The sequence below is a fragment of the Hyphobacterium sp. genome, from assembly GCF_965217055.1.
Taxonomy (GTDB): domain Bacteria; phylum Pseudomonadota; class Alphaproteobacteria; order Caulobacterales; family Maricaulaceae; genus Hyphobacterium.
Genome location: NZ_OZ244227.1, coordinates 2,187,501 through 2,212,679, shown reverse-complemented (window position 1 = coordinate 2,212,679; position 25,179 = coordinate 2,187,501). Strand labels below are relative to the sequence as shown.

The window sequence follows — 25,179 nt, the reverse complement described above, 5'->3', positions numbered from 1 at the left end:
CCCTTATCCCTCGATGCGGCTGAAATCCGCCACGGTGTGTGCAGCCTGCCGGATCTGCGCGAGGAGGCGCAGCCTGTTGCGGCGCAGCATGTTGTCTTTATCGTTCACGGTGACTTTGTCAAAAAACGCATCGACCGACGCACGCAGTTGCGCCAGCGCGCTCATCGCGCCCTCGAAATCCTCGGCTTCGACGGCTTCCGCGGCCGCCGGGCGGACATCACCGAGCGCCGCGATCAGCGCCTTTTCCTCGGTTTCCACCGGTGAGTAGCCATCGTCGAGATCGCCTTCGAACGCCCCCTCGCCGTCTTTCTTTTCCTCGGCCTTCAAGATGTTCGCCGCGCGCTTGTAGCCGGCGAGCAATGCCTTGCCGTCGTCCGTGTCGAGGAAGCCCTGCAGCGCGCGGGCGCGATTGGTGACACGTACGAGATCGTCATCGCCCAGCGCAAACACCGCATCGATCACATCGTGCGATATGCCGTCATCCTTGAGATGGACTTTCAGACGGTCAGCGAAGAAGTCGAGGAGGTCTTTTGCGCATGATTTAGCAAACGCAGAACGAAACGCAGGAGCCCATTCTGAAAAATCAAGATACGACTCATCCACGGAACGCCGACTTATAGCTATTGGTATAATCTGACCGCTGCTTTCTACGTACAGCTCGACCACATGATGCCGGCCATCTTCGAAATCAGCGCCTGATTGTGTAGCAACCGCGACGTTAGTTTCGACCCAATCTTGGCAGATATGAGCTACGAGAGTCCTGCTTCCTACATCCAACAAAATCCGGAAAACCCCCAGCGCCGCCCGACGCAGCGCGAACGGGTCCTTGGAGCCTGTCGGCTTTTCATCTATCGCCCAGAAGCCGACCAGCGTGTCGAGCTTGTCGGCGAGCGCCACCGCGGCGCTCACCGGCGCAATCGGAACTTCGTCGGATGGGCCCTGCGGCTTGTAATGATCGCGGATCGCATTGGCGACGTCCGCCGTTTCGCCCTGCTCCAGCGCGTAATACCGGCCCATCTCGCCCTGCAGCTCGGGAAATTCATAGACCATTTCCGAAACGAGATCGGCTTTCGACAGGCGCGCAGCCTTCTCCGCCAGGTCCGGATCGGCACCGACCGTCGGAGCGAGTTCGCGCGCCAGTGCGGCCACCCGTTCCACCTTGTCGGCGACCGTGCCCAGCTTTTTGTGGAAGGTTACCTTGTCGAGCTGCGCCGCCATGTCGGACAGCGGTGTCTTGCGGTCATTGTCCCAGAAATGCCGGCCATCGGACAGGCGCGCTGACAGGACGCGCGCATTGCCGGCGGCAATCGCCTCGCCACCGTCCGGCGCCTGCTGATTGGCGACCACAACGAAATTCGGCGCCAGCTCGCCCGTCTTCGGATCGCGCACGGCGAAATATTTCTGGTGCGTCTTCATCGAGAGCTGGATGACTTCCGGCGGCAGGTCGAGGAAGTCCGGGTCCATCTGTCCCAGCAGCGGCACCGGCCATTCCGCCAGTCCGGCGACTTCGGTCAGGAGGCCCTGGTCTTCGATCAGTTCCAGACCGGCATCCGCGCAGGCTTTCTTCGCGCCATCGAGAATGAGCGTCTCGCGCGCCGCGCGGTCGATGAGGACGTGCCCCTCGCCTTCCAGCTGCGCCTTGTAATCCGCGAAATCCTTCACCGTGAACGGACCCGGCCCGTGCACGCGATGGCCTTCGGTCACATTCGACGCCGTCACGCCAAACACCTCGACCGGCACAACCTCACCACCGAACAGGCAGACGATCCGCTGCAGCGGCCGTACCCAGCGCTGCGCCCTTTCACCCTCGCCGAACTTCATCGATTTCGGCCAGGGGAAATTCTTCACAATGTCGGGAATGACCGAGGCAATCACATCTGCTGTCTTCACACCCGGCTTTTCGATCACCGCGACGTAGAAGCTGCCCTTCTTGTCCTCACGGACCTCGCATGCATCGAGACTGTCGACCCCTGCGCCGCGCATGAAACCCTGCAGGGCCTTTTCCGGCGCATCGGTACGCGGCCCCTTACGTTCCTCGCGCACGGCCTCGGTCTCGCCCGGCAGGCCGTCTATGACGCAGCCCAGGCGCCGCGGTCCGGCAAAGGTCGTGAACGCGTTCCAGCCCAGGCCGGCGTCCTTCAGGGCATCCGAAAACAGCCGCTCGAGATCGGCCTCGGCGCGCGGTTGCATCCGCGCGGGGATTTCCTCGGAGAAGAATTCAAGCAGCAGCTGGGGCATGGCGTCCTAACCGGCAAAGACTTTTTTGAAGGCGGGGCGCGATTGCACGGCCTTGAGGTAGTTTTCAAATCCGGCGCGCATCTCGAACATGCCGAATTGCGTTGCCCAGCCAAGCGCGCCGCCGATCAGCACATCGGCCGCCGTGAACCAGTCGCCAAGCAGATAGGGATTGGCCCTGGACAAGCGGTCTTCGAGCACAGTCATGACCAGATCGACATCGCCCCACCCGGCAGACTGGCGGGCAATCTCGACCTTGGTGCTGGCCTGCATCATCGCCGGATCGATCACGGCGGACTGATAGGCCACCCAGCGCAGATATTCTCCGCGGCGCGGGTCGTCGATATCGGGCGCCAGATTGTTCGGCGTCTTGCACTTGTCGGCGAGATAGATCGCGATCGCGGTCGTCTCGGTGACGATCGTTTCGCCATCCCTGATCGCCGGGATCTTGCCCATCGGGTTGATGGCGAGGAATTCCGGCGTCCGCATGGAACCGTCCTCATAGGCAACCGACTTGATCTCGTAATCGCAACCGATCTCTTCGAGCAGCCAGTGCGTCAAGGCCGCCCGCGATTGGGGGTTATGGTAGAATTCGAGGCTCATGCTGCCTCCCCTTTCTCCTGGGCAACCCAGGCGTCAGCACAGCCCTTGGCAAGATCGCGCACCCGCGCAATCCAGCTCGCCCGCTCGGCGACCGAGATCGCACCACGCGCATCGACCAGATTGAACAGGTGCGAAGCTTTCAGGCAGTAGTCATAGGCCGGCAGTGGCAAGGGCTTCTCGAGTTCCAGCAATGCCTTGCATTGCGCCTCGGCGTCCGCGAACTGGCGGATCAGCATGTCGACATCGGCATGTTCGAAATTGAAGGCGGAATACTGCCGCTCGGCTTCCTGGAACACGTCGCCATACTTCAGCCCGGCGCCGTTGAAGTCGAGATCGTAAACGTTTTCAACGCCCTGCACATACATTGCGAGGCGCTCCAGCCCATAGGTCAATTCGCCGGAGACGAGGTCGACATCGAGCCCGCCGACCTGCTGGAAATAGGTGAACTGGCTGACTTCCATCCCGTCGCACCACACCTCCCAGCCGAGCCCCCAGGCCCCGACGGTCGGGTTCTCCCAATCGTCTTCCACAAAACGCACATCGTGCAGATTGCGGTCGATCCCGATCGCATCGAGCGAACCGAGATAGAGGTCCTGCAGATTGAACGGGCACGGCTTCAACAGCACCTGGAACTGGTAGTAATGCTGCAACCGGTTCGGGTTCTCGCCATAGCGGCCGTCGGCCGGGCGCCGCGAGGGCTGCACATAGGCAGCGTCCCACGGTTTCGGGCCGAGCGAACGCAGCGTCGTCGCCGGGTGCAGCGTGCCGGCCCCGACCTCCACGTCATAGGGCTGCAGGATCGCACACCCTTGCTCGCCCCAATAGCGTTGCAGCGTGAGGATCAGTTCCTGAAAGGAAGGTGCTTTTTTACTGGTCATGGAAAGTCCGGTCCCGGAGGGCGAACCGCCCCTTGAAAATCCGCGCGGACACTAGGAAAGCAGGCCCACGCAATCAAGCGGCGTTGGCCGCTGGAGCATCATGGGCCTTCCGCCGGGGTGACGTAGATCATTTCTGCCTCATGGTGAGCTGTGGGCCGCCAGGTGAGCCTCGCACCACGCAAAGCGGCGAGCGTCCCCGATCATGCGAAATCGGCTGCGCCGCCACCGCGCGATCAGGTGAGTGGCGGCAGTTAACCCGCGCGCCAGATCACGTCACCGCAAGCCGCGCCCGGCCACGCAGTATGGCGTCTGCTGCCGGGGCATATTTGCGGTCCGGTCCGTCATGCAATACCAGCGGTGGCAGCAGCTTCATGGGACTTTTCACGCCCTTGCGCGCCGACACCAGCACCCGCTTGGCCGGCCGGTCCGAATAGGACGCGACCGGCTTGATCGCCACATCACCGAACCATCGACGGGCGATGGCGAGAATGTCGTCCAGCCGGTCGGCACGATGGATCAGCGTCAGGCGCCCTTTCGGCTTTAACGCCTTGTTGGCCTGCCCGATCCAGGCCTCAAGCGGCGCATCGCCGGAGAGATAGGCGGACCGCTTGCCCGCCGCCGGCGGCTTCAGGGCGGTCTCATCATCGTAAAACGGCGGATTGAAGAAGACCTGGCCGGCCGGCGGCTGCGAAGCGGATGCCCCGATGTCTCCGCAGATTGCATGCATGCGCTCGGTCCAGCCATTCGCGGCGATGTTCGATTCGGCAAGCCCGATGACGGCCGCATCGGCATCGATACCGAGGAATCGCGCATCCGGATTGTGATGTGCTGCGACCAGCATCGCTCCGCCGGTCCCGCACCCGAATTCGATGGCCAGCTCTCCCGGCTTCATCGCGATCGACGCACCGAGCAGCACTGCATCGAGTCCGGAGCGAAACCCGCTCGCCGGCTGATTGGCGATCACCTTGCCATCCAGCAGGGTGACGGTTTCAGTCATCGGGCAATTCGCCGAAAGCCTTTTCAAGCGCGGTACGGGCGAGATGCACCTCCTCGTCGATCACCATGATCCGGCGTTTGATGAAGGGCAGCGCGCCGCCATAGACACCGGCGGTTTCGCCATCCAGCGTGATCGGCTCGATCCCGGCCTCGCGCAGCACGTTTTCGGCAAAGCTCAGCTGCACGGGATCATTGGTTCTGAACACCTCTATCACGGCCATTTTACTCCCGATTACCATCCTGCGACGATCGGCGCAGCGCTCCCAGCTTGCAGCAGTCTCGACGCGTTTCTATTGTCCCTCAAGACTTAGAGTGACATGGGCTGTCAGAGGATACCGTCTTGGATATCAGCGCAATTGCCAACCGCGCGCTCAAAAGCGCAGGCGAAGCGGTCGCGTCCGAACCCAGTGCGGCGGAAAAACTCGCTCACCTCGCCAGCGAAGACATGAAGGCCGTCAATGCGCTCATTCTCGAGCGCATGGGCAGCCCGGTTCCGCTGATTCCCAAGCTGGCGAAGTATCTCGTCGAAGCCGGCGGCAAGCGCGTGCGGCCCCTCGTGACGATCGCGGCAGCGAGGATGATCAATTACTCCGGCGATGCCCATCTGAAACTCGCCGCGGCAGTTGAATTCATCCACACCGCCACGCTTCTGCACGACGATGTCGTCGACGAAAGTGATCTTCGGCGCGGCCGCAAGCCCGCCAATCTGGTCTGGGGCAATGCGCCGAGCGTGCTGGTCGGCGATTTCCTGTTCGCTCGGGCCTTCATGCTGATGGTCGATGCGGGTTCGATGCCTGCCCTGCATTCGCTTTCGCGGGCGTCCAGCATCATTGCCGAGGGCGAAGTGCGGCAGCTCGCGGCCAAGGGCGATATCGACGCCAGTATCGGCTCCTACATGGAGATCATCGAGGCCAAGACGGCGGCCTTGTTTGCATCGGCAGCGGAAATATCCGCCATTGTCGCGGACCGGCCGCAAGACGAAGTCACTGCGCTCGACACCTATGGCCGCGAGCTCGGCCTCGCCTTTCAGCTCGTCGATGACGCGCTTGATTATGGCGGGCTCGCCCAGGCGCTCGGCAAGAATACCGGCGACGATTTCCGCGAAGGCAAGATCACCCTGCCGGTCGTGATCGCGCTGCGCAATGGCAGCGAGAGCGAGAAGCGTTTCTGGTCGCGCGTCATGTCCGACGGCGAACAGGAGGACGCGGATTTCGACACCGCGATGGAATTGCTCGATCGCCATGATGCGCTCAAGGCGACGCTCGACATGGCTGCAGAGAAGTCACGGATTGCCAAACGGGCGCTGGAGCAATTCCCCGACAATGAGTGGAAGACGGCGCTCATCGATCTGGCCGATTTCGTGGTACGCCGCGCCAGCTGATCAGTTCGCGAAATCGATACCCGCACGCCGCGCCATGCGCCGCACAGCGCTGTGCAGGATCGTGATCACAATCACCGCACCCCAGAACGCGAAAGCCGGGTTCAGCCATCCTGCAGGTCCGGCCATGATCACCAACCCAGCACAGGCTGAAGACAGGCCGAGATAGGTCAGCGCGACCTGCCAGTGCGGCCATCCCATCCGGATCAGCAGCTGGTAGGCATGCGTGCGGTGCGGCGCCAGGAAGCCGATCCGGTTGCGCAACTTGCCGACCAGCGTCAGCAACACGTCGGCGAGCACCGGCAGGATCAACAGCGGATAGAGCCAGACATCGAACCCGCTCTCGATCGCGGACAGCGCAACGGCGCCGTAGATCGCGCCCAGCGACAGCGAACCGACATCGCCGAGGAACAGGGACGCGCGCGGCACGTTGAAAACGGCAAACCCCGTCAGTCCCGCCGCAAGACCGAGCCCGGCAAGCGCGACCTCGCCGTCGCCCAGGACCATGAGGGTCAGGCTCGCCGGCAGGAAGCAGGCAATCGTCAGACCGTCCGATCCGTCCATGAAGTTCGCCGCGTTGGACACGGTGAAAATCCACAGCACCGAACCGGCGAAGCCGACGATGTAAGGCAAGGCTATGCCGATTGTGTCAGCCACAGCGATCGCTTCGACGGGACCCGTCACGAGGGTGATCGCGGCGCCGAGCGAAAGGATGATCGCGAATTTCAGACGCGTTCCCAGCGCCAGCAGGTCATCGGTAAGGCCCAGCACCCCGAAGCCCAGCGCCGCCATTCCGACCGCCAGCGCATTCACCCCCAAATCCGGATGGAGTGTCGGACACAGTGCGATCCCCAGAGCCGCCAGCAGGCCCAGCCCGCCACCGCGCGGCGTTGGCCGGCTGTGACTCGATCGGGCATTGGGATGGTCCAGCACACCGGCATGACGCGCCAGCCAGCTGACGCCGGCCGACACCAGGAATGCCGTTATGAACAGGATTGAAATCATGCTGGCGTTATCGACGGATTGCCTTGCAGCGCAACCGGAAAAACGTGCCAGTCTGGATGATCAGCGCGCAGCCGGCCAGCGGCATCGTCCCGCAAATCCGTCGTATCGAACAAGGCAAAACAGGTCGCGCCCGAACCCGACATCCTTGCAATTCCACTGCCCGGAAACGCGGCGAGCGCTGACAGAATATCGGCAATCACGGGCGCCGTTTTGCAAGCCGGACCGGTCAGATCGTTCGACGCCGCGGCCAATGCCGCGAGTATACCGTCCCGATCGAGCCGGCTGGGTGGACGGAATGGCGCACCGGTTCCGCACTCGTCATCATCGAACGCCCGGAACACGGGGCCTGTCGCGACGCTGATGCCCGGATTGACGAGCACTGCCGGAAACTCCGGCCAGCCCTCGATCAATCGGATGCGTTCGCCGCGTCCGCTCATGCGCAGCGGGCGTGACCACACACAGGCCGGCACATCCGACCCGATCTCGGCTGCAATTCCCGCCAGCATGTCCGGAGGCCAGTCCAGTGACCACAGCCGGTTGAAAGCGCGCAGCGCCGCCGCCGCATCGGCCGATCCGCCGCCGATGCCAGCGCCCGTCGGGATGTTCTTGGCCAATGCAATGCTTCCGACAGGCGCCTGCCCCGTTGCCCGGGCAAGGGCGTCGACCGCCTTCAAGACGAGATTTTCCGAATCCGTGGGTACGCCCGCGGCTTGCGGGCCGTCGATCGAAAGCGAAAGATTGTCCGAAGGCCCCACCGTCAGCCGGTCACCCCAGTCGGCGAAAACGACAATCGAATCGACCGGATGATATCCCTCCGGGCCTACAGCTCCCACGCGGAGCGTCAAATTCACCTTCGCGGGCGCAAGCTCGGTAATCAATGAGTGTCAGCCGCATCGGCAAGCTGGGTCGCCGGTGTATCCGGTTCGCCACCGGCCAGCCGCGCCATTAATCCGACGCGCTCGTCCTCGTCGGGATCAAGCGTCAGCGCGCGTTCCCACTGGAAACGGGCTTCGAGCTGTCGACCGACCTGCCAGTAGGCATCGCCAAGATGATAATTGATCGTTGGCGCTTCCGGTGAGAATTCGACGGCCTGTTCGAGATAGAAAACAGCGCGATCGTAATTGCCGCGCACATAATGGGCCCAGCCCAGACTGTCGAGAATGTGTCCCTGTTCCGGAGCGAGATTGGCCGCACGCTCGATCATTTCGAAGGCCTCGGCGATATTCTCCCCGCGGATCACCCACATGTAACCGAGATAGTTGAGCACCTCGGCTTCATTGGGCGAGATTTCCAGGGCCGACCGGAAATCGGCTTCGGCCAAACGCCAGCGGTCCGTCTGCTCGTAACAGATCGCGCGGAAATAGTAATAGCGCCAGTCGGGGATCAGTCCCTGGGCTTCGCGTGCCGCGAGCGCCTGGGAATAGATCTCGGCAGCCTCTCCATATTCGCCTGAAGCACGCAGCAAGTCAGCGTAGACGAGTTGCACCTCGACGGCGTCATTGCGCTCGTACAGGCGCCGCGCTTCCGCAAGAGCGGCGTCAATCTCTCCCTGTTGCGCCTGCAGCCAGATTCGGTCGATCTGTGCCGGCAGACGGAAGGGACCTTCCGGCACGGCATCGTAAGCTTCGATCGCCGCGCCAATCATGCCGGTGCGCTCGAGCGCGCCGGCTAGCAACACGATGGCAGGCGGATAGTCATCATCCAGCCTTTGCGTCATCCGCAGATAAACCACTGACAGATCGATGTCGGCTTGCGATGCGAGCGCTGCAGATGGGCCGAACAGCGCCCGTGCAGCGAACTCGCTGACGCTCGGCCGGGGCGGAATACGGCGCGTTTCGGCGGCGATCCGCCGCATCTCCGTGATACTGCGTTCCAGCGGCTGTTGACGAAGATAGCTGTCGTAAATGGCGATTGCGTCGTCCCGCCGGCGTTGGCGCAACAGGAATTCACCGTAGAGCGCAATCGTGATCCGTGTGAACGGGCTTTCGATCACCGCCGCCTGATAGGCTGCATCGGCAGCAACGTCGTCGCCCGCAAAATCAGCCAGCAAGGCGCGTTGCAAGATGAGATAGGCGGCTGCGTAACCGGGCACCGAAGCGTTCCGCGCCCGCTCGAGCGCGCCAGCGACATCGCCCTGACCGGCACGCGCCCAGTCCGACAACAATTCCGCGATGAATTCATTGAAGGGGCCCAGCTGTTCGGCATCGAGCCAACCGGCAGCCGCCGCATAATCGCGCCGGGCAATCGCATCGGCTGCCAGATAAAGTCCGGCCAGCCGGGTCTCGTCGCCATCGGCCGCAGAGACCCGCCCGGATTCAATCGCGCGATCGATATCACCAGCCAGGACCGACGACAGGAACGTCCGTTCGGCAAGCACAAGGCTGCCGGGGCTCTGCGCCCAGGCAGTCGCATAATAGTCGGCTGCTCCGTCCGCATCGCGCGCTGTACCCGCAAACCGGCCCGCCAGGAATGCCCCGTAAGCAGACGGACCTTCGTCTGCATCGGCTGACAGCGACGATGAGGGATCGCCCGACGTCGTCTGGCAGGCGCCAAGCACCAGTGCAGCAATCGGGATGAAGGCGTATCGATTGATCATCATGACAGCCTACGCCACTCGGCGTGCCGGACAAGCTGACTCCACTGCTACATGTTGGAGTAGATTGGCCCCTGCCCGCCTTCCGGGACCGTCCAGTTGATATTCTGGTTCGGATCCTTGATGTCGCAGGTCTTGCAGTGGACGCAGTTCTGCGCGTTGATCACGAAGCGGCGCTCGCCGCTGGTCTCGTCCTCGAGCCATTCATAGACCCCCGCCGGGCAATACCGGCTCGATGGCCCGGCATAGACCTCCCACTCACTCGCCTTTTGCAGGTCGAGATCCTTCACCATGAGATGGACCGGCTGATCCTCTTCGTGATTGGTGTTCGAAATGAACACAGACGACAGCTTGTCGAAAGTCAGCACGCCATCCGGCTTGGGATAATCGATTTTCGTATGCTTTTCAGCGGGTTCGAGCGCTTCTGCATCGGTCTTGCCGTGCTTCATCGTGCCGAACAGCGAGAATCCCCCGAACGCCGCGTTCATCCACATCTCGATACCGCCCAGCAGTATGCCGAAGACGGTTCCGAACTTCGACCAAAGCGGCTTCACATTCCGCACCAGCTTCAAATCCTTGGCGACCCAGGAATTTTCATAGGCGGTCTGATAATCATCGAGTTCATCGCCTTCGCGGCCGGCCTGGACCGCGGAGAACACGCTCTCGGCGGCCATCATGCCGGTCTTCATGGCATTGTGGCTGCCCTTGATCCGCGGCACGTTCACGAAACCGGCCGAACAGCCGATCAGCGCGCCGCCGGGGAAGGCGAGCTTGGGCACCGACTGGTATCCACCTTCAGTGATCGCCCTTGCGCCATAGCACAGGCGTTCGGCGCCCTCGAACAGGTCGCGGATCTGCGGGTGCGTCTTCATCCGCTGGAATTCCTCGAATGGCGAGATGTACGGATTCTTGTAATTCAGGTGCACGACGAAACCGACCGAAACCAGATTGTCGCCCCAGTGATAGAGGAAGCTGCCGCCGCCGGTATTGTTGTCGAGAGGCCAGCCCATCGTGTGCTGCACCGTGCCCGGCTTGTGGTTTTCCGGCTTCACCCGCCAGAGCTCTTTCAGACCGATCCCGTATTTCTGGGGCTCACGGTCTTTATCCAGGTCGAACCGGCCGATCAGCTTCTTGGCGACCGAGCCGCGCGCGCCCTCGCCGATCAGCGTATACTTGCCTCGCAATTCCATGCCCGGCTGGTAGCCGTCCTTGTGGCTGCCGTCGCGGGCGACACCGAAATCGCCTGTCACCACGCCCTTGATGACGCCGTCTTCCTCGATGAAATCCGCCGCCGGGAAACCGGGATAGATCTCGACGCCCAGCGCCTCGGCCTGTTCGCCAAGCCATTTGCAGACCGCGCCCAGCGAGCCTGTATAGCAGCCATGGTTCGACATGAGGGGCGGGAAGGCGAAGTTCGGGAAGCGGAAGCTTCCGGCCTCGGACAGCGCCAGGAAAATGTCGTCTGTCACCTCGGTTTCGAGCGGACAGCCCTGCTCCTTCCAGTCCGGGATCAGCTCGTTCAGCGCCTTCGGATCGACAACGACACCCGACAATATGTGCGCACCGACCTCGCCGCCCTTTTCAAGAACGGCCACGGAAATGTCCGATCCGGCCTCCGCCGCGAGCTGTTTCAGCCGGATCGAGGCGGCCAGTCCCGCCGGTCCGGCACCGACGATGATGACGTCATATTCCATCGACTCGCGCTGCATTTCGTCTGACATTCCTGGTGGCTCCCTTGCCCGGCGCTCTTTCGCTTTTCGCTGCTTCTGTCTTAGCTTAGCTGTTCAGGTTCAGCTAGGGCGCTTTCGCCGCGCCATCCAGAGGCTTGCAGATGCCATCCACCGATCAAAGGACCGAGGCCGCAAAGGCCCTGACCCAGTGGTGGGAGGACATGGGAATCGAGGCCGAACCCCTGCCGCCGTCGCGCCGGACGGCGGCGGCACCGAAGCCGCCCGAACCGCTGCCCACGCCGGAGACACCGGCCATCGCCACACCGCAGGCGGCCCGCGCCGCCGGTTTCGGGCAGGCTGACGGCGATCCCGCAGACGCCCGCAAGGCGGTCGCCAAGGCCAGCACGCTCGATGCGCTGAAAGCAGCGATCGAGGCCTTTGATGGCTGTCCGCTCAAGCGCACCGCACGGAACACCGTTTTCGCCCGCGGCAATCCTGCGGCTCCCATCATGATCGTCGGCGAGGCGCCCGGCCGCGACGAGGACGAACAGGGCAAACCCTTCGTCGGCCGCTCCGGGCAATTGCTCGACCGCATGATCCGGGCTTCCGGCCTAGATCCCGAGACCGACGTCTACATCTCGAACATTCTCAACTGGCGGCCGCCGGGCAATCGCTCGCCCTCGACCGAGGAGATTGCCATCTGCCTGCCGCTGATCGAGCGTCATATCGCGCTCGCCGCACCGAAAGTGCTGGTGTTTGCCGGCGGCGTCTCGGCCCAGGCGCTGCTGCGCGCCGCGACCGGTATCATGAAGCTGCGCGGCCGCTGGGCGGAATACCGTTTCAAGGACGCAGACGGTGAACCCGGCGAGCACATCCCGGCCATGCCGCTTTTCCACCCGGCCTTCCTCCTGCGCCGCCCGCAGGAAAAGGCGCGCGCCTGGCGCGACTGGCTGGAAGTTGTGAAGAAAGTGGAGGACAGCTGAGCAAATTCGCGGCCTCCGCCGATTCATGCGGCGGACGACACGCATGTGGAAACCCGGCTCTTCGTTCTTGATTCGTTCCCTTGTTAGGAACATAATCCTGAACATGACCAAAGCCCCCCGCACTCCTGCCTGCCTGAACAATCATACGGACCTGATCGGCGACCCGTTGCCCGAGCCCCTGCGTCCGCGCGGTCGTGGTGCCCGGTCGAACCGCACCAACCGTTTCGAGGACAAGGCCTATGAGCCGTTCGACGATGGCTGGCGCGATACTGATCCCGAGCCGGAACAGCTGCGCACGACGACGCTGATCGACAGTTCGCGCTCCATCGTCACGCGCAATCAGTCGCCCGACATTTCCTTTAACCTGTCGATCAACCCGTATCGCGGCTGCGAGCATGGCTGCGTCTACTGCTATGCCCGGCCCAGTCACGCCTATTGGGGCTACTCGCCCGGGCTCGATTTCGAGAGCGTGATCTTCAAGAAGCCGGACGCCGCCAAACTCCTCGAGCGCACTTTTCTCGACCGCCATTACCGGCCCGAGCCGATCGTCATCGGCGCCAATACCGATTGCTACCAGCCGATCGAGCGGACCGAGGAAATCACGCGCGACCTCCTGAAAATCTGTGTCGCCTTCAGCCACCCGGTGAGCGTCATCACCAAGTCGGCGCTGATCCTGCGCGATCTCGACATCATCGCGCCGCTGGCGCGGAAGGGCCTGTTTCGCGCCGCCATCTCGATCACCACGCTGGATCGCCGCCTGGCGCGTGACATGGAACCGCGCGCGGCCACGCCTACGCGCCGGCTCGACGCGGTGAAACAGCTGACCGAGGCCGGCGTGCCGGTTACCGTCATGGCAGCACCGATGATCCCCGGGCTCAATGACCGCGAGCTCGAGGCCATTCTCAAGGCTTCCGCCGAGGCCGGCGCGGTCTCCGCTGGCTATGTGCTGTTGCGCCTGCCGATGGAGATCAAGGGCCTGTTCAAGGAATGGCTGGCGACGACGCGGCCCGATGCCGCCTCGCATGTCATGTCGCTGGTGCGCCAGACCCGCGGCGGCGAGGAGTATGATTCCGCTTATGGAAAACGACAGCGCGGTGACGGTCCCTATGCGCGTCTCCTCGCCAGCCGCTTCCGCAAGGCGATCGAGCGCTACGGGCTGAAGACCAAAGGCCCGGGCCTGCGCTGTGATCTGTTCGAACGCCCGCTCGCGCGCGGCAATCAGGGAAGTTTGTTTTGAGTTTGTCCTTCGAGGCTCGCTCCGCTCGCACCTCAGGATGAGGTGGATTGTGAGTTCACCCACCAACTTACCTCATGGTGAGGTGCCCGGCTTGCCGGGCCTCGAACCACGCTCATGCTCAATTCCGGGGTGCCCGGGCTTGACCCGGGCAGCCATCAATCAAAGAAGATGGACCCTCGGATCAAGTCCGAGCGACCCGGAGGAAACGTGAACCCTCACCACACCATCGCCGGCATAGACGAGGCCGGGCGCGGCCCGCTCGCCGGGCCGGTCGTTGCGGCGGCGGTGATCCTCCGCGCGCCGATCGATGGGCTGGACGATTCCAAGAAACTGACCGAGAAGCGCCGCCTCGCCCTGGCGCGCGAGATCCGCGAAACCGCGCTGGTCGGCGTCGGCATTGCCGAGCCCGCGGAGATTGACCGCATCAACATCCTGCAGGCGACGATGGTCGCCATGCGCCGTGCCGCCCTTCACCTGGGCGCCGTGCCGGCGGAATTCCGCATCGACGGCAATCGCACGCCGGACGCAATGCCCGCCCCGGCGCGCTTCATCATTGGCGGCGATGCGCTCGATCCTGCCATATCGGCCGCCTCCATCATCGCCAAGACAACCCGCGATGCGCTGATGGTGCGCGCCGCCGAACGCTTTCCGCGTTATGGCTTTGAAGGCCACAAGGGCTATGCCGCCCGCACCCATCTCGCCGCAATTGCCGAGCACGGACCCTGCCCGATTCACCGCATGAGCTTCTCGCCGATGCGTCAACCGGAACTCGTTTAACCGGCCATTAGGGCTGCATGGGCGAGTCTTGCCTGCTAAGGTGAACACGTGGGTGGAGTAAAGCGGTGCGGGACAAGCTGCCGGTCAACCAGATCTTGCAAGGCGAGTGCGTGGAAATCATGCGCGCACTGCCGGATGAGTGCGTCGATCTCGTCTTCGCCGATCCGCCCTACAATCTCCAGCTCGGTGGTGACCTCCATCGCCCTGACAATTCAAAGGTTTCTGCCGTTGATGCCGAATGGGACCAGATCGGCAATCACGACGATTACGACCTTTTCTCCTGCGCCTGGATGGAAGAGGCCCGCCGCATCCTGAAGCCGAACGGCGCAATCTGGGTGATGGGCGCCTATCACAACATATTCCGGCTCGGCGCCTTCCTCCAGGACATGGGCTTCTGGATCATGAATGATGTGATCTGGCGCAAGTCCAACCCGATGCCGAACTTCAAGGGCACGCGATTCACCAATGCGCACGAGACCCTGATCTGGGCGGCCAAGACGAAGGAGGCCAAGCCGACCTTCAACTATGCCGCCATGAAAGCGCTCAATGACGGCGTTCAGATGCGCTCCGACTGGGTGCTGCCGATCTGCTCGGGCGCCGAACGCATCAAGGCGAGTGACGGCAAGAAGGCGCACCCCACCCAGAAACCGGAATCGCTTCTGCACCGCGTCCTGCTGGCGACGTCGGATCCCGGCGACATCGTGCTCGACCCCTTCTTCGGCACCGGCACAACAGGCGCCGCCGCGAAACGCCTCGGCCGCAATTATATCGGTATCGAGCGCGAGGACGATTATGTGAAGGTCGCCACCGAAAGGCTGGCTGCCATTCGGCCCGCCGCCGACCAGTCGCTCGCCGTCACCAAGTCGAAACGCGCCGAACCGCGCGTACCCTTCGGCAATCTTGTCGAGAACGGAATGGTGAAGCCGGGAGACATGCTCTACGACGCCAAGGGCAAGCGCACGGCGCGCGTCCGCGCCGATGGCTCCATCATCGCGGGACGTATCGAAGGATCGATCCACAAGGTGGGCGCTGAGATTCAGAACGCCCCGTCCTGCAATGGCTGGACTTTCTGGCACATCCGCAAGAAGGGCGCGCTGACGCCGATCGATACGCTGCGGGCCGAAATCCGTGCCGCCATGGAAGCCTAGAGACTGGCCAGCACCGCCTTCTTCATCACGCTTGGCAATGCCAGTTCGCCGATCTCGCTGACAGGATAGAAGCTGCCCGCCTCCGGCTGCCAACCGGGTGGCGCCTCGGCGCGCCACATCGCCATCTCCAGCGAAAAGTGCGTAAAGACATGGCCGATCAAGGCTTTGTCCTGCCAGGCGGTTTCAAGCGGTGCTTCGGCCTTGGCAGCCTCATCAGTCCAGGGCGCAGTGCGCCATTCGGTCGAGGGCACTTCCAGCATTCCGCCCAACAAGCCCTTCGCCGGCCGCTTCCGGAGCCAGATGCGCTCATCCCGAAACACCGCGAAACCGATCGCATGACGGTGCGGCCTGGCAACTTTCGGCGCCTTGACCGGGAAGGCCTCCTCCCGGCCATCACGGTGCGCCACGCACCAACTGGACCACGGACAGGTCTGGCAGGCCGGCTTGCGCGGCGTGCACACGGTCGCGCCCAGATCCATGATCGCCTGGGCATAGTCGCCGGGCCGAACGGGGTCGGCGAGTGCCGCAGCCAATCTGCGAATCTCGGACTTGCTGTTTTTCACCGGCAGAGGCAGGGCCCGTAACCGTGTGATCACCCGCTCGACATTGCCGTCGACGACGCTGGCCGGCAGATCGAACGCTGCGGCCCGGATCGCGGCCGCGGTATACGGTCCGATGCCGGGAAGGGCGAGCAAGGCCTTCTCATCCTTCGGAAATCCGCCGCCGGCCTGGGAAATAGCCCGGGCGCAGGCCATCAGATTGCGCGCCCGCGCATAGTATCCCAGCCCGGCCCATGCCGCGAACACCGCATCCTCGTCGGCATCGGCGAGATCATGCACCGTCGGCCAGGTTTCGAGGAATTTGTAATAATAGGGCGTCGCATGCGGTACGGTGGTCTGTTGCAGCATGATTTCGGAAAGCCAGACCGCATAAGGATCGGCCACCTTGCCGTCGGATCGGTCTTCCGGCCGGATTCGCCACGGAAGGCTGCGGCCTTCGGCATCATACCAGTCCAGCAGCGCCGAACGCATTTCGGGAATCGGAAGGTCGGGCTCACGCGTCATGACCCCGTAACTTGTCTTGTAATCGCAGGCAGGCAACGATGATTGTCATGGCCTCCAAATTGCCGCCCACGCTGGAAACCCTCGCCGCCCGCTATCTGCGCGATCACCGCGGCCGTGCCGCGATCAAGGGGGCTCCGCCAGCCGGGCGGGCGGCCGCGAGAATCCTTAAACCGCTCTCGGAACGTTTCGGCCCCGGCACCGACAGGCTCGCCGAACACTGGGCCGAAATCGTCGGTGACCGGCTGGCGGGCTGGTCGGCGCCCGACACCATTCGCGGCGACACGCTCTACATTGTCGCCAAGGGGCCGGCCGGAACCCTCATCGAGGCTGACGCGCCACGCATTCTCGAGCGGTTGAAGCCGATCGCCGGCCGCGCAGCACCGGTCCGGCTGCGCATTCGCCAGGGCGATCCCGCAAAACTACGCCGCTCTCACGCAGACGTGAGCCGCGAACTGCCGGGTGACGTGCACGAAAAGGTGGAGATTGATCCCGATGCGCGTCTATCTTCCGCGCTGGATCGTTTCGATCGGGCGCGCCAGCGCCGCGAACGGGGAGAATAACATCATGAATATCACGCGTCGGACATTGACCGCATCAGCGGTCGCATCGGCTTTCTTTCTGGCTGCCTGCGGCGGCGGCTCTTCGTCGGGATCAGGCGGCGGCACCCAGTTCGAGCGCGAAGGCGACCGGGCCATCGGATCTTCGAACGCACCGGTGACGGTGATCGAATACGCCTCGACCTCCTGTCCGCATTGCGCGGAATTCCACGAAGACGTGTTTCCGACTATCGAGGAACGCTACATCGAGACGGGGCAAGTACGATTCGTTTTCCGCGAAATGCTGACCGGTGCGCCTAGCCTGGCACAGGCCGGCTTCATGCTCGCCCGATGCGCGCCGGATGACCGCTATTTCGATGTCATCGACCTGCTTTTCGAACAGCAGCAAGCCATCTTCCAGGCCGCGCAGAGTCCCAACGGCACGCGCAGCGAATTCTGGAACATCGCGCAGACGGTCGGACTGTCGCGCGACGAATTCAATGCGTGCATTACCGATGCCGAGCTTCGGCGCGATGTTGCCGACGCCCATGAACAGGCGATCGCCGACGGTATTGACGGCACGCCGCGCTTCATCATCAACGGTCACGTTCTGGATGCCGACCGCAATGGCAGCCAGCTGGTCTATTACTGGAATGAAGCGCCGCTTCGCATCAATGACGAACTGGTGCCGGCAACCGTCGATGAAGCGACCTTCATTCGCATTCTTGACCATTTTGTCGCGCAATCTGGCGCGGAAGTCGGCGCTGAGGAAAGCGAAAGCGAATGATTTTCAAGCAATGGATCTGCGTCCTTGGGCTGACGGCCGCAATCATCGGGTCAGCGGCCGCTCAGGACGCCCACCCCGGAGAGGAACGTCCGGACGATCGCGCCGTCGGCGATCCTGATGCTGCGATCCGCATGGTCGAATACGCATCTGTTGCCTGCCCGCATTGCCGGTCCTGGTATGAAAGCATCTGGCCGATGGTGCAGGATGAATTCATCTCGACCGGCGAAATGCGCTTCATCTATCGCGAAATGCTGACCGGGCAGCCGCAGCTCGCCGCCATCGGATTCATGATCGCCGACTGCGCGCCGGACGACCAGTATTTCAACGCGCTCCATCTCCTGTTCGAAACCCAGCAGGAGGTTTTCGGACTGGTCCAGGAACAACAAAGTCCGGCCCCCGTCTATTATCGGGTTGGTGAGGCGCTTGGCCTGACCAGCGAAGATGTCGACGCCTGTCTCGCGGACACCGCCGTGCAAGAGCGCATGATGGCGCGTCACACACGGTCCGTCGAGGATGGTGCAGGCGGCACACCGGCCTTCTTTATCAACAATTTTCTGCTGACAACTGATCCGACTCCGGACGGATTAGCCTATGTATATCATGTGGATGGCGATCCACTCGAGTTCGACGGAGAACTCGTGCCATCGACCCATGATGCAGACATGTTCCGGCGAATCATCTTGTATCTCGCCTATGAGCACGGTGAAGGCACCGGCGAATAGGGTGATTCGGGGCGGCAGCCGGACGGCGTAGGTCCGTTCATAAAGCAACGGGGACTGCGTGGAGTTCAACTCTCTCAGGCTGACGGGATTCAAGTCCTTCGTGGATTCGACCGAACTCTCGATCGAACCCGGCCTGACGGGCGTTATCGGCCCCAATGGCTGCGGCAAGTCCAACCTGCTCGAAGCCCTGCGCTGGGTGATGGGTGCGACATCGGCCAAGTCGCTGCGCGGTTCCGGCATGGAAGATGTGATCTTTGCCGGCACGGACAGCCGCCCTTCGCGGGAGCATGCCGAGGTCAGGCTCGTCATCTCGAATGACGACCGGTCGGCGCCGGCACGCTTCAACGAAAACACCATTATCGAGGTGGTGCGCCGCATCGTTCGCGGAGCCGGCTCGACCTACAAGGTGAATGGCGAGGAAGTCCGCGCCAAGGATGTTCAGCTGCTGTTTGCCGACGCCGGAACCGGCGCGAACTCGCCGGCGCTCGTGCGCCAGGGACAGATCAGCGAATTGATCAACGCCAAGCCGGAAAACCGGCGCCGTGTGCTCGAGGAAGCCGCCGGCGTGTCCGGGCTGCGCGCCCGGCGCCATGAAAGCGAGCTGCGGCTTCGCGCTGCGGAAACCAATCTCGATCGCCTGCAGGACATCATCGACGAGCTCGAATCGCGGCAGGGCGAACTCGAACGCCAATCACGGCAGGCCGCGCGTTACCGCAAGCTGTCCGGCGATATACGCGGGCTCGAAGCCGCGCTCTGGCTGCGCCGCTGGAAGGAAGCCGAGGCTGCCGTTGATCGCGCTGCGGACGCACTTGAATGCTCGGATGCGATCGCCGGAGAGGCTGCCGAAGCTGCAGCAGCCGCGAGCGTCGCTTCGGAACAGCTTGCCGCCGCGCTGGAGCCCGCGCGCCAGGTCGAAGCCGAGGCGAGCGCCGCGCTCCGCCGCGTCGAACGCGAACGCGACACGCTGGATCGCGATGCCGCGGACGCCGAGCGCCAGGTCGAAGCGCTGGAGCAAAGACTGCGGGACCTGGCCGCCCAGATCGAACGCGAGAGCCTGATTGGCGAAGACGCCGAAGCCGCCATGGAGCGCATCCGAAAGGCGATTTGCGGACTGGAATCCGAAGCCGGCGGTGAAGCTGAAGCCATGGCCGCGGCGCTCGTCGAGCGCGACGAAGCGGCGGTTGTGCTTGACGCGAAGCGGCAGGATTTTGACGCGGCGGCGGCGCGCTTCGCCGAAATACGCGCCGAACGCGATGCCGCCACCCGCAACAAGACACAGGCCGAGCAACGTGTGTCGCGCCTCTCACTCGAGCGCGATCGCGCTAACCAGTCCTTCGCCTTGCTGGGAAGCGGCGACGAAGCCGAGCTCACCGATATCATTCGCGCCGCAGAAACCGCCGAAGAAGCTGCAGAGGCGGCCCGCACGGGCCGCGACGAGGCCGAGACCATCCGTCAGGGCAAGGAAAGCGCCGAACGCGAAGCCGCTGACCCGCTGAATGCGCTGAAAGCCGAGGCCGGCGCTCTGGAACGTGAGATCGCAACGCTCGCCCGCCTGCTTGAACAGGACGAGGTCGAGGATCGCGCGCTTGATTCGATGCGTGCCATGTCCGGCTATGAAAAGGCGCTCGGCGCTGCACTGGGTGACGATGTCGAAGCCTCGCTCGATCCGGCCGCCTCACGTCATTGGACCCAGTCGGGGATCAAGGCGGCATCCCTCCCCGAGGGATGTGAGCCCTTGAGCCGGTTTGTAGAAGCGCCGGCCGCGCTTGCCGCCCGGCTTGAATCGATCGGCATTGTCGAGGCGTCGAATGCAGCCATGCTTGCCGGCAAGCTGAGCCCCGGCCAGCGTCTGGTGACCCGCGAGGGTGACCTCTGGCGCTGGGACGGCCTGGTGTCGGGGGCCGATGCACCGTCAGCCGCCGCCGCGCGCCTTGAACAGCGTAATCGTCTCGAGGCCGCGCAATCGGAAGCTGCCGAACTCGAAACCAGGGTCCGCGATGCCGCCGAGGCGCTGGACGAAGCAGCCATGGCGTTGGCGCAGGCGCGCGAGTTCGAAACCCAGGCGCGCCGGCAGGCCACAGAAGCCGAGCAGGCGGCAAGGGCGGCGCAGGCCAGGGCTGCGACCGCACGCGAAAAGGTCGCGCGCGACAATGAGAAACGGGCGGCGCTGTCAGCCGAGATCGACCGGCTGACATCCGAGCTGGAAGAAGCCCGGGCGCTTCTGAATACTGCCGAAGCGGCCTTGCGCGACGATGGCCGTCTCGAAGCGTTCAAGGGCGAGCTCGACGCGGCGAAACAAGACGCGGAAACAGCCCGGGAAACCTTCGATGCCGCGCGCCAGGCGCATGATGACCTGGCGCGTGCGGCCGAAGGCCGTGCCCGGCGCATCGCGGAATTGTCCGCCGAGCGAGAGGACTGGCAAAAGCGCGCCACCGAGGCCCGGTCGCGGCTGGACGAACTGGTGGAGAACCGGACCGCGATCGAAGCCCAGCTCGAAACCGCGCGCCGCAAGCCGGGCGAGATCCGCGAGAAACTGGCAAACATCGCCGAGACCCTGTCCCAGGCCTCGCGCGTCGCGGCAGAAGCAAGGGACACCGCGCTGGCGGCCGACGCGAAAGCCAAGCAGGCTGATGCGGCGGCCCGCGCCGCCGAGCGCGAAGCCGCTTCCTCCCGCGAGAAGCGGGCGGCGGACGAGGCACGTCTGGCGGCGGCGCGCGAACGGCTCGACGAAACCGATTCCCGGTTGAAGGAAGCGACAGGTGCCACCGCCATGGTGCTCGCCGAGCGCGTCGACGAGAAATTCGAAACGCTCGAGCTCGATGCCCTGGAACAGAAGCTGGACGGCGCGCGCCAATCGCGCGAGCGCATGGGCGCGGTCAATCTCCGCGCCGACCAGGAAGCCGAGGAATTGCAGACCAAGCGAAACGAGCTGGTCTCCGAGCGCGACGATCTTCTGGCCGCCATCGAACGCCTGCGCAAGGGCATCGACGCCTTGTCCCGCGAAGGCCGGGCGCGGCTGCTCGAAGCGTTCGAACGGATCGATCAGAGCTTCCGCAAACTGTTTGAAACCCTGTTCGAAGGCGGTTCCGCCGAGCTGGCCCTGACCGAGAGCGACGATCCGCTGGAAGCCGGCCTCGAGATTTTCGCCTGCCCGCCCGGCAAGAAGATGGAACGCATGTCCCTGATGTCGGGCGGCGAACAGGCCCTCACCGCCTCTGCCCTGATATTCGCGGTTTTCCTGTCGAACCCGGCCCCGGTCTGCGTGCTCGACGAAGTCGACGCGCCGCTCGACGACGCCAATGTCGATCGCTTCTGCCGGATGCTGGACGAAATGCGGCGAATGACGGCGACCCGCTTCCTTGTGATCACGCACAATCCGCTGACCATGTCGCGCATGGACCGGCTCTACGGTGTCACGATGGCAGAACGCGGGGTTTCCCAGCTGGTTTCAGTCGATCTCGCCCGCGCCGAGCAACTGATTGCCGCGGAGTAGAAATAACATTATAAAATCAACAGGTTGATATGCGCACTGGCATGCTTGACTTGCCCTGCCCCCTTGTCTAGCTTGCGCGCGCTTTCCGGGGGTCCGGAAGGCGACCAGATCATGATGTCCAACAGCGACGAACCAAACCGGAGCCATCCCGACGATCAACTCGCCGAGTTCGAGCAGCGCCTGAAGGCGAAGCTCGATGCCAGATCGGTCGAAGATCGCAAATATGATCGCCCTTCCCCAAGCGGGTGGGCTATCGGGATGAGATACGGAACGGAATTCATCGTCGGTGTGGCGGTCGGCGCCGCGCTAGGTTACTTCCTCGACCTCGCGCTCGGCAGCCTCCCCTTCGGACTGCTGATCGGAACACTGATTGGATTTGGCGCCGGCACGTTGAACGTTGTCCGCGCCGCGAAGGAATTGGGCGAACGCGCCGAGCGCGAGAAGTAAGAGGCCGGACGTGGCAGACACGAACCCGATCAAGCAGTTTGAAATCCACGAAGTCGCTCCGCTGGAAATCGCGGGCGTCAACCTGGCCTTCACGAACTCCGCATTCTTCATGCTGCTGGCAACGGTCAGCGTGACCCTGCTCATGGCGCTGGCCACGAACAAGCGCGCGCTTGTGCCGGGTCGCGGACAGTCGGTCGCCGAAATCCTTTATGGATTTGTCGCCGACATGGTCCGGTCCTCGGCCGGCAATGAGGGACTGCGTTTCTTCCCCTTCGTGTTCACGCTCTTCATCTTCATCCTGGCAGGCAACATGTTCGGCATGTTCCCCTATCTGCCGCTGCCGATTGCGGGCCTGGACAATCATAGTTTCACGATCACCAGCCACATCATCGTCACGCTGACGCTGTCGATGCTGGTGATGGCGATCGTCGTCGGGTTCGGCGTCTACAAGAATGGCTTCAAGTTCCTGAAACTGTTCGTTCCGGCCGGTGTGCCGCCGGTGCTTTACCTGATCGTGACGCCGATCGAGGTGATCTCTTTCCTCTCGCGCCCGATCTCGCTTTCGGTGCGCCTATTCGCCAACATGCTCGCCGGGCACATCCTGTTGAAGGTGTTCGCCGGTTTCATCGTCATGCTCGGGGCCGCCGGCGCCGCATGGGGTATCGTTGGCATTCTGCCCTTCTTCATGGTCATCGGCCTGACGGCGCTGGAATTCCTGGTGGCTTTCCTGCAAGCCTACGTCTTCGCCATCCTGACCTGCATCTATCTCAATGACGCGCTTCACCCGGCACACTGACGGGCAAGCACAGACTTTCTAACCGGACCGCTTACAAGGAGCTCCAAAATGGAACAGGGTCTTATTGATCTCGGCAAATACATCGGCGCTGGCCTGGCATGTCTCGGCATGCTCGGTGCTGCCATGGGTGTGGGCAACATCTTCGGATCGTTCCTGCAAGGCGCGATGCGCAACCCGGCTGCTGCACAGCAACAATTCGGCACGCTGATCTTCGGCTTCGCCGTGACCGAAGCTCTGGGCATCTTCTCGCTGCTCATCGCCCTGCTGCTGCTGTTCGTCGTCTAATCAACGACGATTGATATCCGCCGCGGGCATACAGTCCGCGGCGACCTGGCTTTTGCTAACGGAAAGAGGCGTCCCATGACGCTCATATCCATGATGAGTCTGGCGGTCGCGGCGGCCGACGAAGTGCACGGCGAGGAAGCCGGCACTTTTCCGCCTTTCGACCCGACCTATTTCGCATCCCAGATCTTCTGGCTCATGATTTCCTTTGCGGCACTCTATCTGTTGATGTCGCGCTGGATCCTGCCGCGGATTGGCGGCGTGATCGAAGAACGCCGTGACCGGATCGCTGACGATCTGGACGTGGCCCAGCAGATCAAGACCGACGCCGAGGAAACGCGCGCCGCTTACGAGAAGTCGCTGGCGGATGCGCGGGCAAGGGCTCATTCACTTGCTGCGGATGCCAAGGCGGAAGTCGATCGCGAGATCGCCGAGGAAACCGCCGAGGTCGATGCCGAGATTGCGGCGAAATCCGCGGAAGCCGAAATGGCTCTGGCGGAAGCCCGCGAGAAGGCTCTGGCCGAAGTCCGGACCATTGCCGCAGGCAGCGCTGCCGAAGCCGCCAACCGGCTCGCCGCCCTGTCGGTCAGCGAAAGCGATGCCGCCAAGGCCATTGCCGCGATGGACAAGGACTAGGAGGACGCCATGATCGACTACCTGCTGTCCGATACCTCATTCTGGGCCATGCTCGGGGTGATAATATTCTTCGGCATCCTGGTCTGGTTCAAAGTGCCGGGCATGATCACCGCGCAGCTCGATGACCGTTCGGCGAAGATCAAGAACGATCTTGATGAAGCCCGCCGCATGCGTGAGGAAGCCCAGGAATTGCTGTCCAGCTTCCAGCGCAAGCAACGCGAGGCGGAAGCCGAAGCCGAGGCCATCATCGAGCAGGCCAAGGCGGACGCCAAGCATCTGCGTCATGAATCTCGGACCGATCTCGCAGCGCGGCTGGAACGGCGCACCGCCCTCGCCGAACAGCGCATTGCCCAGGCGGAAGCCCAGGCCGTGGCCGAGGTCAAGGCGATGGCCGCCGATCTCGCGACTGACGCAGCCGCACGGCTGATTGCCGAAAACCTGAAAAAGGCTGACCACAGCAAGCGGATCAAGGATGATCTCGCCGATCTCGAAGGTCGCCTGAACTAGTTTTCATGAGCCTGGAATCAAGAAGGCCCCGCCGGTGCGGGGCTTTTTTTATGACCGGTTGTCGGTGTCACCGTCCGGCGGTTCGTCTTTCTCGCCAAAGACCCGCTTCACCCGGTGCCATAATCCGGGATGCCGCTTGAGATATCCGGTCACGATCCGGTGCGCGGTCGGCGAACTGCCGGCCAGCAGGAGAACGCCGACAATGAAGAGCGGAATGCCAAGCGGAATCGGGGTGATGGCCAGCGGAAGCGACAACACCATCAGGGCAAGACCCAAGGCAACGCCAACCATGCGCAAAACCGTCACCAAAACGCCTCCGATCGGGTTTCGGCTCATATTATTCAGCGTTTTGTTCATTCGGCGTCATATAATCCCGTCGATAGAAGGGGCTACTTAGAGTTCACGC

At 63.1% G+C, this 25,179-nt stretch carries 25 protein-coding genes; 14 read left to right on the top strand and 11 right to left on the bottom strand.

Translation table 11 applies throughout. The features are described from left to right. Positions 1-3 precede the first annotated feature (3 nt). The 5 genes from glyS to ACOOFN_RS10925 form a co-directional block, all read right to left on the bottom strand. Entirely contained in the window at positions 4-2,238 is a 2,235-nt protein-coding gene (gene glyS / locus ACOOFN_RS10945) for a glycine--tRNA ligase subunit beta (RefSeq protein WP_420431381.1), read from the bottom strand. Between the two features lie 6 nt (positions 2,239-2,244). Further along, positions 2,245-2,838 carry a glutathione S-transferase family protein gene (locus ACOOFN_RS10940; protein ID WP_420431379.1) on the bottom strand — a complete coding sequence of 198 codons (594 nt, stop codon included), beginning with the start codon at positions 2,836-2,838 and terminating at the stop codon, positions 2,245-2,247. Next, positions 2,835-3,716 (bottom strand): glycine--tRNA ligase subunit alpha, encoded by an 882-nt coding sequence (locus ACOOFN_RS10935; RefSeq protein WP_420431377.1) that lies wholly within the window; start codon positions 3,714-3,716, stop codon positions 2,835-2,837. Before ACOOFN_RS10935 ends, ACOOFN_RS10940 begins: the two co-directional genes overlap by 4 nt. 268 nt (positions 3,717-3,984) lie before the next feature. Continuing rightward, complete coding sequence (locus tag ACOOFN_RS10930; protein WP_420431375.1) at positions 3,985-4,713, bottom strand: tRNA1(Val) (adenine(37)-N6)-methyltransferase; 729 nt, start codon at positions 4,711-4,713, stop codon at positions 3,985-3,987. Continuing rightward, entirely contained in the window at positions 4,706-4,933 is a 228-nt protein-coding gene (locus ACOOFN_RS10925) for a DUF2007 domain-containing protein (RefSeq protein WP_420431373.1), read from the bottom strand. Before ACOOFN_RS10925 ends, ACOOFN_RS10930 begins: the two co-directional genes overlap by 8 nt. A 119-nt stretch (positions 4,934-5,052) precedes the next feature. On the opposite strand from ACOOFN_RS10925, the gene ACOOFN_RS10920 reads away from it, so the two are divergent. Next, the gene (locus ACOOFN_RS10920) at positions 5,053-6,093 is read left to right on the top strand and encodes a polyprenyl synthetase family protein (protein ID WP_420431371.1); all 1,041 of its coding nucleotides are present in this window, start codon (positions 5,053-5,055) and stop codon (positions 6,091-6,093) included. Here ACOOFN_RS10920 and ACOOFN_RS10915 read toward each other — a convergent pair whose 3' ends face one another. From ACOOFN_RS10915 to ACOOFN_RS10900, 4 genes are read right to left on the bottom strand one after another with little or no spacing between them, the layout of a single operon-like run. After that, positions 6,094-7,095, bottom strand: coding sequence for a glycosyltransferase family 4 protein (locus ACOOFN_RS10915; protein WP_420431369.1), 1,002 nt, complete (start codon positions 7,093-7,095; stop codon positions 6,094-6,096). Next, positions 7,092-7,973, bottom strand: coding sequence for a 4-(cytidine 5'-diphospho)-2-C-methyl-D-erythritol kinase (locus ACOOFN_RS10910; protein ID WP_420431367.1), 882 nt, complete (start codon positions 7,971-7,973; stop codon positions 7,092-7,094). Before ACOOFN_RS10910 ends, ACOOFN_RS10915 begins: the two co-directional genes overlap by 4 nt. Next, entirely contained in the window at positions 7,970-9,694 is a 1,725-nt protein-coding gene (locus tag ACOOFN_RS10905; protein ID WP_420431365.1) for a tetratricopeptide repeat protein, read from the bottom strand. The genes ACOOFN_RS10910 and ACOOFN_RS10905 overlap by 4 nt, the downstream gene beginning before the upstream one ends. 44 nt (positions 9,695-9,738) lie before the next feature. After that, the gene (locus ACOOFN_RS10900; RefSeq protein ID WP_420431363.1) at positions 9,739-11,409 is read right to left on the bottom strand and encodes an electron transfer flavoprotein-ubiquinone oxidoreductase; all 1,671 of its coding nucleotides are present in this window, start codon (positions 11,407-11,409) and stop codon (positions 9,739-9,741) included. 110 nt (positions 11,410-11,519) lie between these two features. Here ACOOFN_RS10900 and ACOOFN_RS10895 point away from each other — a divergent pair, with 110 nt between their 5' ends. The 4 genes from ACOOFN_RS10895 to ACOOFN_RS10880 all read left to right on the top strand — a co-directional run bounded on the left by ACOOFN_RS10895 (position 11,520) and on the right by ACOOFN_RS10880 (position 15,503). Next, complete coding sequence (locus tag ACOOFN_RS10895) at positions 11,520-12,341, top strand: uracil-DNA glycosylase (RefSeq protein ID WP_420431361.1); 822 nt, start codon at positions 11,520-11,522, stop codon at positions 12,339-12,341. Positions 12,342-12,444: 103 nt separating this feature from the next. Then, positions 12,445-13,578 carry a PA0069 family radical SAM protein gene (locus ACOOFN_RS10890; RefSeq protein WP_420431359.1) on the top strand — a complete coding sequence of 378 codons (1,134 nt, stop codon included), beginning with the start codon at positions 12,445-12,447 and terminating at the stop codon, positions 13,576-13,578. Between the two features lie 207 nt (positions 13,579-13,785). Further along, entirely contained in the window at positions 13,786-14,355 is a 570-nt protein-coding gene (locus tag ACOOFN_RS10885; protein WP_420431357.1) for a ribonuclease HII, read from the top strand. A gap of 119 nt (positions 14,356-14,474) precedes the next feature. Then, complete coding sequence (locus ACOOFN_RS10880; protein WP_420435065.1) at positions 14,475-15,503, top strand: site-specific DNA-methyltransferase; 1,029 nt, start codon at positions 14,475-14,477, stop codon at positions 15,501-15,503. Here the strand turns inward: ACOOFN_RS10880 and mutY are convergent. After that, entirely contained in the window at positions 15,500-16,567 is a 1,068-nt protein-coding gene (gene mutY / locus ACOOFN_RS10875) for an A/G-specific adenine glycosylase (RefSeq protein ID WP_420431355.1), read from the bottom strand. The genes ACOOFN_RS10880 and mutY overlap by 4 nt on opposite strands. 47 nt (positions 16,568-16,614) lie before the next feature. Here mutY and ACOOFN_RS10870 point away from each other — a divergent pair, with 47 nt between their 5' ends. From ACOOFN_RS10870 to ACOOFN_RS10830, 9 genes are all read left to right on the top strand, one after another. Next, positions 16,615-17,127, top strand: coding sequence for a DciA family protein (locus ACOOFN_RS10870; protein ID WP_420431353.1), 513 nt, complete (start codon positions 16,615-16,617; stop codon positions 17,125-17,127). Between the two features lie 4 nt (positions 17,128-17,131). After that, a complete protein-coding gene (locus ACOOFN_RS10865) occupies positions 17,132-17,890 on the top strand; it encodes a DsbA family protein (RefSeq protein WP_420431351.1) in 759 nt (252 codons plus the stop codon). Continuing rightward, a complete protein-coding gene (locus ACOOFN_RS10860; protein WP_420431349.1) occupies positions 17,887-18,612 on the top strand; it encodes a thioredoxin domain-containing protein in 726 nt (241 codons plus the stop codon). The genes ACOOFN_RS10865 and ACOOFN_RS10860 overlap by 4 nt, the downstream gene beginning before the upstream one ends. Positions 18,613-18,670: 58 nt before the next feature. Continuing rightward, on the top strand, positions 18,671-22,105 hold the full coding sequence (smc, locus tag ACOOFN_RS10855; protein ID WP_420431347.1) for a chromosome segregation protein SMC: 3,435 nt from the start codon (positions 18,671-18,673) through the stop codon (positions 22,103-22,105). A gap of 111 nt (positions 22,106-22,216) precedes the next feature. Continuing rightward, positions 22,217-22,552, top strand: coding sequence for an AtpZ/AtpI family protein (locus ACOOFN_RS10850; protein WP_420431345.1), 336 nt, complete (start codon positions 22,217-22,219; stop codon positions 22,550-22,552). A 10-nt stretch (positions 22,553-22,562) separates the two neighbouring features. Then, on the top strand, positions 22,563-23,348 hold the full coding sequence (locus tag ACOOFN_RS10845; protein ID WP_420431343.1) for a F0F1 ATP synthase subunit A: 786 nt from the start codon (positions 22,563-22,565) through the stop codon (positions 23,346-23,348). Between the two features lie 48 nt (positions 23,349-23,396). Further along, on the top strand, positions 23,397-23,633 hold the full coding sequence (locus ACOOFN_RS10840; protein ID WP_109260931.1) for a F0F1 ATP synthase subunit C: 237 nt from the start codon (positions 23,397-23,399) through the stop codon (positions 23,631-23,633). Between the two features lie 75 nt (positions 23,634-23,708). Beyond that, entirely contained in the window at positions 23,709-24,266 is a 558-nt protein-coding gene (locus ACOOFN_RS10835) for a F0F1 ATP synthase subunit B' (protein ID WP_420431341.1), read from the top strand. Positions 24,267-24,275: 9 nt separating this feature from the next. Further along, entirely contained in the window at positions 24,276-24,773 is a 498-nt protein-coding gene (locus tag ACOOFN_RS10830) for a F0F1 ATP synthase subunit B (protein ID WP_420431339.1), read from the top strand. Positions 24,774-24,821: 48 nt separating this feature from the next. On the opposite strand, the gene ACOOFN_RS10825 is transcribed toward ACOOFN_RS10830, so the two are convergent. Then, positions 24,822-25,130, bottom strand: a complete 309-nt coding sequence (locus ACOOFN_RS10825) for a hypothetical protein (protein WP_420431337.1) — start codon at positions 25,128-25,130, stop codon at positions 24,822-24,824. Between the last annotated feature and the right edge of the window lie 49 nt (positions 25,131-25,179).